This is a genomic window from Bradyrhizobium sp. Arg816, assembly GCF_029989365.1.
GTDB lineage: Bacteria > Pseudomonadota > Alphaproteobacteria > Rhizobiales > Xanthobacteraceae > Bradyrhizobium.
The window spans coordinates 57,934-71,871 of the sequence record NZ_JAPRAQ010000026.1; the positions used below are offsets into that span (position 1 = coordinate 57,934).

At 64.3% G+C, this 13,938-nt stretch carries 11 protein-coding genes and 1 pseudogene; 8 read left to right on the forward strand and 4 right to left on the reverse strand.

What is annotated here, in order from left to right; translation table 11 throughout:
- Positions 1-40 precede the first annotated feature (40 nt).
- From OWC48_RS38260 to OWC48_RS38270, 3 genes are all read right to left on the reverse strand, one after another.
- A complete protein-coding gene (locus OWC48_RS38260) occupies positions 41-469 on the reverse strand; it encodes a heme-binding protein (protein WP_282524628.1) in 429 nt (142 codons plus the stop codon).
- Complete coding sequence (locus OWC48_RS38265; RefSeq protein WP_282524629.1) at positions 462-3,437, reverse strand: FAD-binding and (Fe-S)-binding domain-containing protein; 2,976 nt, start codon at positions 3,435-3,437, stop codon at positions 462-464. The genes OWC48_RS38260 and OWC48_RS38265 overlap by 8 nt, the downstream gene beginning before the upstream one ends.
- Positions 3,438-3,541: 104 nt before the next feature.
- The gene (locus OWC48_RS38270; protein WP_282524630.1) at positions 3,542-4,279 is read right to left on the reverse strand and encodes a GntR family transcriptional regulator; all 738 of its coding nucleotides are present in this window, start codon (positions 4,277-4,279) and stop codon (positions 3,542-3,544) included.
- Positions 4,280-4,412: 133 nt separating this feature from the next.
- On the opposite strand from OWC48_RS38270, the gene OWC48_RS38275 reads away from it, so the two are divergent.
- The 4 genes and pseudogenes from OWC48_RS38275 to OWC48_RS38290 all read left to right on the forward strand — a co-directional run bounded on the left by OWC48_RS38275 (position 4,413) and on the right by OWC48_RS38290 (position 9,107).
- Complete coding sequence (locus tag OWC48_RS38275) at positions 4,413-5,615, forward strand: alanine--glyoxylate aminotransferase family protein (RefSeq protein ID WP_282524631.1); 1,203 nt, start codon at positions 4,413-4,415, stop codon at positions 5,613-5,615.
- Between the two features lie 54 nt (positions 5,616-5,669).
- Positions 5,670-6,952: pseudogene (locus tag OWC48_RS38280) on the forward strand (MFS transporter).
- Positions 6,953-7,068: 116 nt separating this feature from the next.
- The gene (locus tag OWC48_RS38285; RefSeq protein WP_282524632.1) at positions 7,069-8,268 is read left to right on the forward strand and encodes an alanine--glyoxylate aminotransferase family protein; all 1,200 of its coding nucleotides are present in this window, start codon (positions 7,069-7,071) and stop codon (positions 8,266-8,268) included.
- 41 nt (positions 8,269-8,309) lie between these two features.
- Positions 8,310-9,107 (forward strand): enoyl-CoA hydratase/isomerase family protein, encoded by a 798-nt coding sequence (locus OWC48_RS38290; protein WP_028156590.1) that lies wholly within the window; start codon positions 8,310-8,312, stop codon positions 9,105-9,107.
- 83 nt (positions 9,108-9,190) lie between these two features.
- On the opposite strand, the gene OWC48_RS38295 is transcribed toward OWC48_RS38290, so the two are convergent.
- On the reverse strand, positions 9,191-9,802 hold the full coding sequence (locus OWC48_RS38295) for an A24 family peptidase (RefSeq protein WP_282524633.1): 612 nt from the start codon (positions 9,800-9,802) through the stop codon (positions 9,191-9,193).
- Between the two features lie 411 nt (positions 9,803-10,213).
- On the opposite strand from OWC48_RS38295, the gene OWC48_RS38300 reads away from it, so the two are divergent.
- The 4 genes from OWC48_RS38300 to OWC48_RS38315 all read left to right on the forward strand — a co-directional run bounded on the left by OWC48_RS38300 (position 10,214) and on the right by OWC48_RS38315 (position 13,932).
- Entirely contained in the window at positions 10,214-11,188 is a 975-nt protein-coding gene (locus OWC48_RS38300; protein WP_049826303.1) for a tripartite tricarboxylate transporter substrate binding protein, read from the forward strand.
- 204 nt (positions 11,189-11,392) lie between these two features.
- Positions 11,393-11,935 (forward strand): tripartite tricarboxylate transporter TctB family protein, encoded by a 543-nt coding sequence (locus tag OWC48_RS38305; RefSeq protein WP_282524634.1) that lies wholly within the window; start codon positions 11,393-11,395, stop codon positions 11,933-11,935.
- 9 nt (positions 11,936-11,944) lie between these two features.
- Positions 11,945-13,459 carry a tripartite tricarboxylate transporter permease gene (locus OWC48_RS38310; RefSeq protein WP_282524635.1) on the forward strand — a complete coding sequence of 505 codons (1,515 nt, stop codon included), beginning with the start codon at positions 11,945-11,947 and terminating at the stop codon, positions 13,457-13,459.
- Positions 13,460-13,551: 92 nt separating this feature from the next.
- Positions 13,552-13,932, forward strand: coding sequence for a hypothetical protein (locus tag OWC48_RS38315; protein ID WP_282524636.1), 381 nt, complete (start codon positions 13,552-13,554; stop codon positions 13,930-13,932).
- The last annotated feature ends 6 nt before the right edge of the window (positions 13,933-13,938 follow it).

The following is a 13,938-nucleotide window of genomic DNA, read 5'->3' on the forward strand; positions in this document are numbered from 1 at the left end:
AGGGTGGGTTACGCTTTCGCTAACCCACCCTACAGCATCGTCAACCCGCGTTCGCCTTCAACCCGGCCGCCTCGATGCCCGCCAGCGCACAGGCCTCGTCATTGTCGGAGGTGTCGCCGGACACGCCGACGGCACCCAGCAGCGTTGCGCCATCCATGATCAGCACGCCGCCGGGGACCGGCACCAGCGCGCCTTTCGCAATCGTGTTCACGGAATCGATGAAATAGGCCTGCTCCTGCGCGCGCTGGAACAAGGCGCGCGAGCCCATGCCCATGGCGAGCGCACCATAGGCCTTGCCGTGGGCGATCTCGGCGCGCATCAGGCTGGTGCCGTCCTGCGCCGCGGCGATCTTGAGCACGCCGCGTGCGTCCAGGATGGTGACGACCAGCGGCTTGAGCTTCAGCTCGGTGGATTTTGCGAAAGCGGCGTCGAGGATCTTGCGGGCGGTGTCGAGCGTGAGGTCAGCCATGGCTGGTTTCCTTTTTAGTGTGAGAAGTGGAATTTGCTCCGGCGCGGTCGAGGCTCATCGCCAGCACGCGCGCGACGTGAAGCGCTTCGCGCTGGGCGCCGTCGTGGATCTGATGCCGGCAGGAGGTGCCGTCGGCAACGACGAGTGTAGTCTGGTCTGCCCGCCGCACGGCGGGCAGCAGCGACAGCTCGGCCATCTCGATCGAGGCATCATAGGTGTCAGCGCCGTAACCGAAGGCGCCGGCCATGCCGCAGCAGCTCGATTCGATGGTCTCGACCTTCAGGTCCGGAATGAGGCGCAGCACCTGCTCGACCGGCTTGAAGGCGCCGAAGGATTTTTGGTGGCAATGGCCATGCACGACGGCCTTGTCGCCGACGGTGCCGAGCGGCAGTTGCAGCCTTCCGGCCTCCGCTTCGCGCACCAAAAATTCCTCGAAAGTCAGCGCGTGGGCGCCGACGGCCTTGGCATCCTTGTCCTTGCGCAGCGAAGCGAGCTCGTCGCGCAGCGTCAGCAGACAGCTCGGCTCGAGGCCGACGATCGGCACGCCGCGGGCGGCAAAGGGCGCGAACGCGGCCACCAGGCGGTCGAGCTCGGCCCTGGCTTCGTCGACGAGACCGGCTGAGAGGAATGTGCGGCCGCAGCAGAGCGGGCGACTGCCGCTCGCCGGCCTGGGCAGGTGCACGCGATAACCGCCCGCGGCGAGCACGCGGAGCGCGGCGTCGAGATTTTCGCGCTCGTAGATGCGATTGAAGGTGTCCGTGAACAGCACGACTTCGCGACCGGTCTCCGGCCCGACCGCTTCCGCGGGCGGCACGAACACGTCGCTGCGGAAGGCGGGCAGGGCGCGGCGCGCGCTGATGCCGGCAAAGCGCTCGAACAGCTTTCGCAGCAGCGGGCTGCGGTTGCGCAAATTGGCGAGTGGCGCGAAGCGCGATGCGAGTCCGGCATAGCGCGGGAGGTAGCCGACCAGGCGGTCGCGCAGGGTCAGGCCATGGGACGCGGCGCGAGCGGCGAGCACCTCGATCTTCATCTTGGCCATGTCGACGCCGGTCGGGCATTCGTGGCGGCAGGCCTTGCAGGAGACGCAGAGTTTTAGGGTCTCCATCATCTCGTCGGAGGACAACGCGTCGGGGCCGAGCTGGCCGGAGATGGCGAGCCGCAAGCTGTTGGCGCGGCCGCGGGTGACGTCCTTCTCGTTGCGCGTGGCGCGGTAGGACGGGCACATCACGCCGCCCTCGAGCTTGCGGCAGGCGCCGTTGTTGTTGCACATCTCGACCGCGCCCTGGAAACCGCCGCCGGCGCCGGGATAGGCGGACCAATCCAGCTTCGTCTTCAGCTCGTTGACGTGGTAGTTGGGTTTGAAGCGGAACAGCGAGCGATCGTCCATCCGGGGCGCATCGACGATCTTGCCGGGATTGAGGACGCCTTCGGGATCGAAGCGCCGCTTCACCTCCCTGAAGTCGGCGACGAGACGCTCGCCGAACATGGTCTCGTGGAATTCAGAGCGCACCAGGCCATCGCCATGCTCGCCGGAATGCGAGCCCTTGTACTCGCGCACCAGCGCGAAGGCTTCTTCGGCGATGGCCCGCATCGCCTTGACGTCCTTCTCCAGCTTCAGGTTCAGCACGGGCCGTACGTGCAGGCAGCCCTCGGAAGCATGCGCATACATCGTGCCGCTGGTGCCGTGCTTTGCGAAAACCTCGCTCAAGCGCGCGGTGTAGTCGGCCAGGTGCGGCAACGGCACGGCGCAATCCTCGACGAACGAGACCGGCTTGCCCTCCTGCTTCATCGACATCATGACGTTGAGGCCGGCGGCGCGGAAATCGGCAATGCCGCTTTGCAGTGCGGGCTCGGTGATCTCGACCACGCCGCCCCATTTGCGCTTGTCGTTGTTCCAGCCGAAGCCGAGATCGCCCATCAATTCGCCGAGTTGCTTGAGGCGCGCCAGATTGTCCGCCTGGTCCTCTTCAGCGAATTCGACCACCAGAACGGCATCCGGATCGCCCTTGATGGCGGCGGAGATGATCGGCCGGAACATCGCGATGTCGCGGCCGAGCGCGAGCATGGTGCGGTCGACCAGCTCGACCGCGATCGGCTTGAGCTTGACCAGGTGCTGGGCGGCGTCCATCGCCTCGTAGAAGCTGCCGAAATGACAGATGCCGAGCGCCTTGTTGCGGATGACAGGCCACAGCTTCAGCTCGACCTTGGTGGTGAAGGCGAGGGTGCCTTCGGAGCCGACCAGGAGATGCGCCATGTTGTTGCGCGCATTGCGTGGCGTCAGCGCATCGAGATTGTAGCCGCCGACGCGGCGCTGCACCTTTGGAAAGCGCGCGGCGATCTCGTCAGCCTCGCGGGCGCCGAGATCGAGCATGTCGCGGAACAGGGCGCGCGCGCGGTCGTTCGCATCGAGATCGGAGAGATCGCGCGACACCTCACCGTAGCGGCCCAGCGTGCCGTCGGCGAGCGCCGCCTCCATCGACAGGGTGTTGTCGCGCATGGTGCCGTAGCGAAGCGAGCGGCCGCCGCAGGAATTGTTGCCGGCCATGCCGCCGATGGTGGCGCGCGAGGCGGTGGAGACGTCGACCGGAAACCACAGGCCGTGTTTCTTGAGCTGACGGTTGAGATCGTCGAGCACGATGCCGGGTTCGACCACGCAGGTGCGGCCCGCGACATCGAGCGAGAGGATGCGGTTGAGGTGTTTCGAGAGATCGACCACGAGGCCGTCATTGACGGTCTGGCCGCATTGCGAGGTGCCGCCGCCGCGCGGGGTGACCTTCAGGCCCTCGTCGCGAGCGATCGCCAGCGCCCGCAAGGCCTCGTCCATGGTCCTGGGCACGACCACGCCGGCCGGCATGATCTGGTAGAACGAGGCGTCGGTGGCATAGCGGCCGCGGCTGAAGCCGTCGAACAGGACGTCGCCGGTCATTTCCGCGCGCAGGCGCCGTTCGAGCGAGGAGGCGTTTGTCATCCCTGGTCCCGGATTGGCCCAGCGAGGCCCAGTCTTGCTGAGTTATTCATTATTTCTCACGACCGATTATATTATGAATTCAAAATGAGCAAGTCGGCCGCCCCTCAGGGCGAGGCCGGAGCGTCCTCATGGGGCTCGGTCAGGTGCTCGATCGCTGCCGCCCGCTTGTTGCGCAGGTGCTGGAACAGGATGTCGCTGAGCTCGCTGCCGGCGCGGCGGCGCAGCGCGTCGAGGATGGCCTCGTGCTCGCGCATCGCTTCCGCCCAGCGCTGCCGCTTGCGGGCGAAGTTGGCGGAGTAACGGACCCGGCGGATGCGGCCTGCGAAGTTGGCGTAGGCGGTCTTCAGCGTCTCGTTGCGTGCGGCCGCGACGATGCTTTCGTGGATGCGCTGGTTGGTCTGGAAATAGCCGTGCATGTCGCGATGCAGATAGTGCCCGTACATCTCGTAATGCAGCTGCTCGATCGCGGCGATTTCCTCATCCGTAATGGCCTCGCAGGCGAGGCGCCCGGCAAGGCTCTCCAGCCCCGCCATCACGTCGAACAGCTCCTCGAGGTCGCGCTGGCTGAGCTGGCGGACGCGCGCGCCGCGGTTGGGCAGAAGCTCGATTAGCCCCTCGGAAGCGAGCACTTTCAGGGCCTCGCGCAGTGGCGTGCGGGAGATCCCGAGCATCGCGCAGAGCTGCCGCTCGGGAACACGCGCGCCGTCGGGAATGTTGCCCTCGACCACGTAGTCGCGCAGCCGCAGCAGGATCTCGCCGTGCAGCGAAGCCTCCTGGCGGTCGCCGCCATTTGCGGCGGTTGGGGCGATCGGAACCCCGGTGTCGGGAATCGTGGATTTCATTTGCAGCACAATAGTTTGCCTGTTTGATCGCGTCGATGTTCACAATCGAATACCAAAATTCAATTGAAATGACAAAAAATGAATGCAAAATGGTCTCTGAAGCAGGCCAGAGTCCGTCGCCAGGGAGGTTTTTATGCACCAAGGTCGCCATTTCCTTCAGATTCCAGGCCCGAGCCCGGTCCCAGAGCGCGTCCTGCGCGCCATGGACATGCCTGTTATCGACCACCGGAGCGCCGAGTTCGGTGAGCTCGGCCGCGCCGTGCTCGAGGGCAGCCAGAAGATTTTCCAGACCGCGGGCCCGGTCGTGATCTTCCCCTCGTCGGGGACGGGCGCCTGGGAGGCCGCGATCGTCAACACGCTGTCGCCGGGCGATAAGGTACTGATGGTCGAGACCGGCCATTTCGCCACCCTGTGGCGGCAGATGGCGGGGCGGTTCGGCATCGAGGTCGATTTCGTGCCCGGCGACTGGCGCCGTGGTGCCGACCCGGCCGTGATCGAAGCAAGGCTCAGCGACGACAAAGCGCGCGCGATCAAGGCCGTGATGGTCGTGCACAACGAGACCTCGACCGGCGCGACCAGCCGCATCGCCGAGATCCGCGCGGCTATTGATCGCACTGGTCACCCGGCGCTGCTGATGGTCGACACCATCTCCTCGCTCGGCTCGGTCGACTACCGCCACGACGAATGGAAGGTCGACGTCAGTGTGAGCTGCTCGCAGAAGGGTTTCATGCTGCCGCCCGGCCTCGGCTTCAACGCGATCTCGGAGAAGGCGCGCGCAGCCGCAAAGACCAACAAGATGCCGCGCTCCTATTTCGACTGGGAGGAGATGCTCAAGCCCAACGCCAACGGCTTCTTCCCCTATACGCCGGCGACCAATCTGCTCTACGGCCTGCGCGAGGCGATCGCGATGCTGCTCGAAGAGGGGCTCGACAACGTGTTCGCGCGCCATCAGCGGCTGGCTGCCGCGACGCGTGCCGCCGTCAATCACTGGGGCCTCGAGATCCTCTGCCAGGAGCCCTCGGAGTTCTCGCCGGTGCTCACCGCGGTGTTGATGCCGCCGGGCCACGACGCCGATCAGTTCCGCAAGATCGTGCTCGACAATTACAACATGTCGCTCGGCTCGGGCCTGTCGAAGGTCGCCGGAAAAGTCTTCCGCATCGGCCATCTCGGCGAATGCAACGCGCTGACGCTGCTCGGCGCGCTCACCGGCGTGGAGATGGGCCTGTCGGTTGCGGGCGTGCCGCATCGCTCCGGCGGCGTCGATGTCGCGATGAAGCTTTTGGAGCAGCGCCCGCAGGGCAATGCCTCGCCGCATCTGAAAGTGGTCGGCACCTAAGCCGCGCGGGGCGGGCGGGCGACAATCACAACAAGCAATTCGGCAGGGGTGGAGATGGGTATCAGGTTCAAGGCGACGCATGTCGTGCTGGCGATGCTGTGCGCGATGTATTTCATCACCTATGTCGACCGGGTGAACATCGGCACCGCCGCGAGCGAGATCCAGAAGGAGCTGGGTCTGTCGAACACCCAGCTTGGCCTCGTCTTCTCCGCCTTCGCCTATCCCTATCTGCTGTTCCAGGTGATCGGTGGCTGGGTCGGCGATCGTTTCGGGCCGCGCAAGACGCTGTTCTGGTGCGGCATGATCTGGGCGGCGGCAACCATCTCGACCGGCTTCGTCAACGGTCTTGCCGCACTGTTCGCCGCGCGCTTCGCGCTCGGCTTCGGCGAGGGCGCGACCTTTCCGACGGCAACGCGCGCGATGCAATACTGGACGCCCGCGAACCGCCGCGGTTTTGCGCAGGGACTGACCCATTCCTTCGCCCGGCTAGGCAATGCCGTGACGCCGCCGGTGGTGGCGCTGCTGATCCTCTGGTTGACCTGGCGCGGCGCGTTCGTCGTGCTCGGCTTCGTCAGCCTGGTCTGGGGCGTCGTCTGGGTCTGGTACTTCCGCAACGAGCCGAAGGAGCACGCCTCCATCACCGAGGCCGAGCTTGCCGCGCTGCCGCCGCGGCCGACCGGCGAGCGGCCGCGCGTGCCATGGGGGCCGTTGCTCGGCCGCATGTGGCCGGTGACGCTGACCTATTTCTGCTACGGCTGGTGCCTGTGGCTCTATCTCAACTGGCTGCCGCTGTTCTTCAAGAACAACTACAATCTCGACATCAAGAACTCGGCGCTGTTCGCCTCCGGCGTGTTCTTCGCCGGCGTTGTCGGCGACAGCGTCGGCGGCGTGCTTTCGGACAAGATCCTCGATCGCACCGGCAATGTCCGCCTGGCGCGGCTGAGCGTCACCGTTGCGGGATTTACGGGGGCGCTGCTCTCGCTATTTCCGATCCTGTTCGTCCACGACATCACGATCGTCGCGCTGTGCCTGTCGGCCGGCTTCTTCTGCGCCGAACTGGTGATCGGCCCGATGTGGTCGATCCCGATGGACATCGCCCCGAAATACTCCGGCACCGCCTCGGGACTCATGAACACCGGCTCGGCCTTCGCCGCCATCGTGTCGCCGCTCGTGGCCGGTTTGTGATCGACGCGACCGGCAACTGGTACCTGCCGTTCCTGATGTCGATGGGGCTGCTGCTGCTCGGCGGCTTCTCCGCCTTCCTGATGCATCCGGAGCGCCCGTTCACGGAGGCCGACGGGCGCCTGCCGGTCGGAAAGGTGGTGGCCGCGGAGTAGGGACGGCGGAGGCCCGCCGCCTATGCATGGGAGGCGCCTTTAGGAGAGGGGACAAGCCGGTCAAATGGTGCTATTCGGCGGCCATCAAAACCAAGGCTAGACCGGGAAGGACGCCGATGACCGTGCACACTGGAAGGCATTTCTTACAGATTCCAGGACCGACCAATGTGCCCGACCGGGTGCTGCGGGCGATGGACATGCCGACGCTGGACCATCGCGGTGCGGAGTTCGCCGAGCTCGGTTTTGCCGCGCTTGCCGCGATGCAGCGCGTGTTCCGCACCCAGCAGCCCGTGATCATCTTCCCCTCGTCCGGCACCGGCGCCTGGGAAGCGGCGATGGTCAACGTGCTCGCACCCGGCGACAAGGTTTTGATGTGCGAGACCGGTCAGTTCGCCGTGCTGTGGCGCGGCATCGCCGACAAGTTCAAGCTCGACGTCGACTTCATCCCGAGCGACTGGCGCCATGGCGCCGACCTCGCCGAGATCGAGCAGCGCCTTGCCGCCGACAAGCAGCACACGATCAAGGCGGTCTGCGTCGTCCACAACGAGACCTCGACCGGCTGCGTGACGCCGCCGCTCGAGGTGCGCAAGCTGCTCGACCGCGTCAAGCATCCGGCGCTTCTGATGGTCGATACCATTTCCGGCCTCGGCTCGATGGAATACGAGCACGATGCCTGGGGCATCGACGTCTCGGTCGCCGGCTCCCAGAAGGGCCTGATGCTGCCGCCGGGCCTCGGCTTCAACGCCGTCTCGGAGAAGGCGCTCGCCGTGGCCAAGGCCAATCCGGGCATGCGCTCCTATTGGGATTGGCAGGAAGTCATCAGCTTCAACAAGCTCGGCACCTTCCCCTATACGCCCGCCACCAATCTGCTGATGGGCCTGCGCGAGGCCGTCAAGATGCTGGAGGAAGAAGGCCTCGAGAACGTGTGGACCCGCCACAAGCGCCACAGCGCCGCGACCCGCGCCGCGGTCAAGGTCTGGGGCCTGGAGACGCAGTGCGCCGATCCCGCCGCGCACTCGCCGGCGCTGACCGGCGTGCGCGTGCCCGATGGACACGACGCCGACGCCTTCCGCAAGGTGGTGCTCGAAAACTTCGACATGTCGCTCGGCACGGGCCTGAACAAGGTCAAGGGCAAGGTGTTCCGCATCGGTCATATCGGCCATTTCAACGATTTGATGCTGATGGGCACGCTCGCCGGCGTCGAGATGGGCCTGGATCTTGCAAAGATTCCGCACCGGAGCGGCGGCGTTTTGGCGGCCATGGACGTCCTGAAGGGCCGCGATGCGGTGCCGATGGCCAAGGCTCAGGTCGCCTAAAGGCTCAAGTGGCCTGAACTAACTTGGAAAGTGAGCGCGCGATGAACGCACCGACGACGACCAACGAAGACCTGCTCTACTCCGTCCAGGACGGCATCGCGCGGATCACCTTCAACCGCCCCCAGGCGCGCAACGCAATGACCTTCGCCATGTATGACCGCATGGCGGAGATCTGCCAGGAGATCAACGCCGATCGCTCGATCAAGGCGCTGATCCTGACCGGCGCCGGCGACAAGGCTTTCGCCTCGGGCACCGACATTTCTCAATTCCGCGCCTTCAAGACCGCGCAGGACGCGCTCGACTACGAGGCCCGCATCGACCGCGTGCTCGGCACGCTCGAGCAGTGCCGCGTGCCCGTGATCGCGGCGATTGCCGGGGCCTGCACCGGCGGCGGCGCCGGCATCGCGGCCTGCTGCGACCTCCGCATCGGCACCGAGACCACGCGCATCGGCTTTCCGATCGCACGCACGCTCGGCAACTGCCTGTCGATGTCGAACATCAGCCGCGTCGTCTCGCTGGTTGGTCCCGCCCGCACCAAGGATCTGATCTTCAAGGCGCGCCTCGTCGAGGCGCAGGAAGCGCTGTCGCTCGGCCTGCTCAACGAGGTCGTGCCCGACGTCGAGACGCTGCAGCGCCGTGCCGACGAGACCGCCAAGCTTGTGGCAAGCCATGCGCCGCTCACGCTGGAAGCGACCAAGGAGGCGGTGCGCCGCATCCGCCGCACGCTGTCGCGCGAAGAGGGCGAGGACCTGATCCTCAAGGCCTATATGAGTGAAGATTTCCGCGAGGGTATGGACGCCTTCCTCAACAAGCGTACACCGAACTGGAAGGGCAAGTAGCGCGCAACACTACGTCTCCGCGTCTCGATCGCTCAATTCGCGGCCGCGGGACCGCCGAGGCACCGACCTTGCAAGCGACGAGGTCAACCTGGCCAGAAATAGCCCCAGCGCAAAAGTAATTGTTCGCTCAGCCAGCCGATCCAAATAGCTGGTGCCATAAAAAGTCCGAACGGCAGGAATGCCGTACCTCGCAGCGACCGCCGTCGCACGAGAGCATTGGCGGTGTATGCGGCAATCGCTGAAAGTGCGGCCAATTCGATCACCGCAGCCGCCGTTGGGAGTTCGAGCCAGGCACCGGCAACCGCGGCAAGCTTGACGTCCCCAAGTCCCAATCCGTCCCGGCCGCGCCAGTAACGGTAGAACAACAAGAGAAAAAACAACGGTAGACTTACCGCCGAGGCGCGAAAGACCGGCCACAATATCGATGCTGTACTGGCATTGGGTAAGATTGCTTCGCGCAACAAGGCAATTCCGAAAGCCGCGGCGGTCAGCTCGTTTGGAATGCGATAGTGGCGGGCGTCGTTACAGGCGATGCCGAGCATTAGGGCGGCGAGGTATGCACCTAACAGTCCATCCGCCCCCGGCACGATCATGAGGCTTGTGACAACGAGCACGAATACGACACCAGCGAATGCCAAAGTGCTTTGAATTCCTTCCGGTGTTTCTCCAGTGGAGTTCCGATTGAAATAGACCATAGACTCTCGGCATCTGCGAAGTGAGGAAACGATGCGCCCGCTCTTCAATGAAGTAACTGGGACCAGTGATCATATCGGTTGCATCTGGCACGCCGACCCATCCGTCCAATGGTCTCGCGGACTTTGTGGCACAAAGCTGTGACAAATTATCTCTCACCGCCAAACAGCAGGTAATTCCCGAACGATCGTAAGGGCAATCCCGAACTGCAGCGTCGATTTGGGCGCTCGACTTCTATTCCGGTCCCGAGATTTCAGCGGTCCTGCTTGCAATCGATCTCATTCCAAAGTCATAAGCGGAGCGGCACCGGCCCGCTTGAACTGGCCGGCATTCGCCCGCACAATGCAATTCGCATTACTTTACGAATTGCCAATCCGAACAAGAACATAGGGAAGATGCGCGTGAGACATGGAATGAAGGCCGCAATCACGCTGGCCGCCGCGCTTTGCGGCGCGCCGGCTTTTGCCGGCTGGGAGCCGACCAAGCCCGTCGAGATCGTGGTGGCCGCAGGCGCGGGCGGCGCCTCCGACCAGATGGCGCGGATGATGCAGGCCGCCATTCAGAAGAACAATCTGATGAAGCAGCCGATCGTCGTCTCGCTAAAGGGCGGTGCATCAGGCGCGGAAGCGCTGATGTACATGAAGTCCAGCGAAGGCGACCCGAACAAGGCGCTGATCGCCTATTCGCTGATCTACATGCTGCCGCTGTCGGCGAAGATCCCGTTCAACTGGCGCGAGCTGACGCCGGTCTCGGTGATCGCGCTCGACCAGTTCGTACTGTGGGACAACAGCGCAGGTCCGAAGACGGTGAAGGAATTCGTCGCGGCCGCGAAGGCGGCGAGTTCGCCGTTCAAGATGGGCGGCACCGGCTCCAAGCGCGAGGATCACGTGCTGACCGTCTTCCTCGAGCAGAAGACCGGCGCGAAATTCTCCTATCTGCCTTACAAGTCCGGCGGCGAGGCCGCGACCCAGCTCGTCGGCAACCATACCGAATCCAACGTCAACAACCCCAGCGAAAATCTCGAAGTCTGGCGTGCCGGCCAGGTGCGTCCGCTCTGTGTGTTCGACAAGGAGCGCATCTCCTACACCAGCAAGGTGACGGACACGCAATCCTGGGCCGACATCCCGACCTGCAAGGAGGAGGGCGTCGACGTCCAGTATCTGATGCTGCGCGCGATGTTCCTGCCCGGCAAGGTCACGCCGGAGCAACAGGCGTTCTATGTCGATCTGTTCCACAAGGTGACGCAGACCGCGGAATACAAGGACTACATGGAAAAGCAGGCGCTGAAGCCGATCTTCCTCACCGGCAAGGACATGGTGCAATTCCTCGAGGAGGACGACGCCACCAACAAGTCGCTGATGACGGAAGCCGGATTCGTCGCGAAGTAGCCGTCTCTCTTCTCCCTATCCCCGTTCTTACGGGGAGAGGGCAGGGTGAGGGGCTCCCTCCCCGAAGAGAGTGGCAGACGGACTCGCGGAGAGTCCCCTCACCCGGCGCTTCGGCGTTCTAGAAAACGGCCGCGGACGCGGCCTCTGCCTCTCCCCCGCAAGCGGGGCGAGGTGACATCATTCCCGGCTTTTGCAAAGCAGCTCATGTCCCAAACCGATCTTGAAATCGTCGTCGACGATCCGACCACACCTGAAGACGACTCACCCTCCGTCGTCTCCTCCGGCACGATCGAGATATTCGTCTGCCTGCTGTTGCTCGCGTTGGCCGCAACGCTCGGCTATGACAATTGGCGCACCGGCGCCTCCTGGGATTCGACCGGGCCGGAGCCCGGCTATTTCCCGTTCTATCTCTCCGTCATCCTCGGTGGCGGCAGCCTCTATGGCCTGATTGCGGCCTTCGTGGCGCACCGCGCGGCATCCGAAAGCTTCGTCACGCGTGCGCAAGCGCGCCGTGTGATGGCGGTGTTCGTGCCCACGCTGCTGTTCTGCCTGGTGATGCAGTTCCTCGGCCTCTACGTCGCGAGCTTTCTCCTGATCGCAGGCTTCATGCGGCTCGTCGGCAAGATCGCGCTGTGGAAGTCGCTGCTCACTGCCTTCCTGTTCACGGCGATCATGTTCGTCACCTTCGACATCGCCTTCGACGTCATCATGCCGAAAGGGCCGCTCGAAGCGGCCTTCGGCCACTAGGCGCTCACGATGGAAGCTTTCGGTCTCTTGCTTCATGGCTTCGCCGTCCTGCTGACGTGGAAGACGCTCGTGCTGATGATGGTCGGGCTGGTGCTCGGCATCTTCGTCGGCGTGCTGCCCGGGCTCGGCGGCCCCAACGGCGTTGCGATCCTGCTGCCGCTCACCTTCACGATGGATCCGACCTCGGCGATCGTGATGCTGTCCTGCATCTACTGGGGCGCGCTGTTCGGCGGCGCCATCACCTCGATCCTGTTCAACATCCCGGGCGAGGCCTGGTCGGTCGCGACCACGTTCGACGGCTATCCGATGGCGCAGCAGGGCAGGGCGGCGGAAGCGCTGACCGCGGCGTTCACGTCCTCCTTTATCGGCTCGCTGGTCGCGGTGCTGCTGATCACTTTCCTCGCGCCGATGATCTCGTCCTTTGCGTTGAAGTTCGGCCCGCCCGAGTTCTTCGCGGTTTATCTGCTGACCTTCTGCTCCTTTGTCGGATTGGGGCGCGAGGCTAAGCACAAGACGGTCATCTCGATGTCGCTCGGCCTTCTGCTCGCCGGCGTCGGCATGGACACGGTGTCGGGTAATCTGCGCATGACCTTCGGCTCGTCAGAGCTCTTGCGCGGCATCAACTTCCTCGTTGCTGTCATCGGCCTGTTCGGCATCAGCGAGATCCTGCTCACGATGGAGGAGCGGCTGGCGCTGCGTGGACACGCGGCGAGCATCTCGCTCCGCGTCGTGCTCAGCGTCTGGAAGGACCTGCCGAAATACTGGGTGACGCTGGTGCGTTCCTCCTTCATCGGCTGTTGGCTCGGCATCACCCCGGGTGGCGCGATCGCGGCCTCCTTCATGGGTTACAACCTCGCAAAACGCTTCGCCAAGGATCCCGAGAGCTTTGGCAAGGGCCGCATCGAGGGCGTGTTCGCACCGGAGACGGCAGCGCATGCCTCCGGCACCTCGGCGCTGCTGCCGATGCTGGCGCTCGGCATTCCCGGTTCCGGCACGGCCGCGATCCTGCTCGGCGGGTTGATGGTGTGGGGACTCAATCCGGGTCCGCTGCTGTTCGTGGAGCACAAGGACTTCGTCTGGGGCCTGATCGCCTCGATGTATCTCGGCAATGTCGTCGGCCTCGTGCTGGTGCTGACGACGGTGCCAATCTTCGCCTCGATCCTGCGGGTGCCGTTCGCCGCGGTGGCGCCGATGATCGTGGTGTCCTGCGCGATCGGCGCCTATGCGATCCAGAACGCGATGTTCGACATCTGGCTGATGCTGGGTTTCGGCGTCGTCGGCTACGTTTTCAAGAAGATCGGCATCCCGCTCGCGCCGTTCACCCTGGCGCTCGTGCTCGGCAACCGCGCCGAGGATGCCTTCCGCCTGTCGATGATCGGGGCCGGCGGCAACCTCAAGGTGTTCTGGTCGAACGGCCTTGTCGGCTCGATCACAACCTTGGCGATCGTGCTGTTGTTTTGGCCTGTGATCGACCGCTTGCTGCGCTGCGTCGGATGGCCGCGGCGGGCGAAGCCTGCCGCTTGACCCAAGCGGATTGGAAACTGGAGCGCTGAACGTCGTGAACACCACGGGATATGGGAGGCAGCGGCTTTACGATTGCAAGCGCGGCTGCGGGCTTGATCAAGGCGACGCTCAGCAACGTCAAGGTGATCAATGCGGCCAGCGGTATCGGCGTGGGTGCCGGCGCCGCCGTTCACCTCAGCAATTCGGTCGTGTCAAGCAACTCGGTTGCCGGCATTGCCATCTCGGGCGGCGGCATCAACATTGACGCCGCGACGATTTCCTTCAACACGATCGGCATCAAGCAAGTCGGCGGATCGGTCAACTGTCCAACAATGACCTTTCGTTCAACAGCACCGGCGTGTCCGGCACGGTCAACTCGCATTCGAACAATCGCTTCACGAACAACGGTGCCGGCGGAACGATCACGCCAATCGGCAGCACGACCAATCCGACCGGATTGCAGTAAGAACGAGAATCGCAGGGCTCAGCGATGACGTGAA

What these genes read in the sequence shown, in the direction of transcription:
- OWC48_RS38260 (WP_282524628.1), bottom strand. Translation starts at nt 469, where the DNA reads ATGGCTGACCTCACGCTCGACACCGCCCGCAAGATCCTCGACGCCGCT.
- OWC48_RS38265 (WP_282524629.1), bottom strand. Translation starts at nt 3,437, where the DNA reads ATGACAAACGCCTCCTCGCTCGAACGGCGCCTGCGCGCGGAAATGACC.
- OWC48_RS38270 (WP_282524630.1), bottom strand. Translation starts at nt 4,279, where the DNA reads ATGAAATCCACGATTCCCGACACCGGGGTTCCGATCGCCCCAACCGCC.
- OWC48_RS38275 (WP_282524631.1), top strand. Translation starts at nt 4,413, where the DNA reads ATGCACCAAGGTCGCCATTTCCTTCAGATTCCAGGCCCGAGCCCGGTC.
- OWC48_RS38285 (WP_282524632.1), top strand. Translation starts at nt 7,069, where the DNA reads ATGACCGTGCACACTGGAAGGCATTTCTTACAGATTCCAGGACCGACC.
- OWC48_RS38290 (WP_028156590.1), top strand. Translation starts at nt 8,310, where the DNA reads ATGAACGCACCGACGACGACCAACGAAGACCTGCTCTACTCCGTCCAG.
- OWC48_RS38295 (WP_282524633.1), bottom strand. Translation starts at nt 9,802, where the DNA reads ATGGTCTATTTCAATCGGAACTCCACTGGAGAAACACCGGAAGGAATT.
- OWC48_RS38300 (WP_049826303.1), top strand. Translation starts at nt 10,214, where the DNA reads ATGAAGGCCGCAATCACGCTGGCCGCCGCGCTTTGCGGCGCGCCGGCT.
- OWC48_RS38305 (WP_282524634.1), top strand. Translation starts at nt 11,393, where the DNA reads ATGTCCCAAACCGATCTTGAAATCGTCGTCGACGATCCGACCACACCT.
- OWC48_RS38310 (WP_282524635.1), top strand. Translation starts at nt 11,945, where the DNA reads ATGGAAGCTTTCGGTCTCTTGCTTCATGGCTTCGCCGTCCTGCTGACG.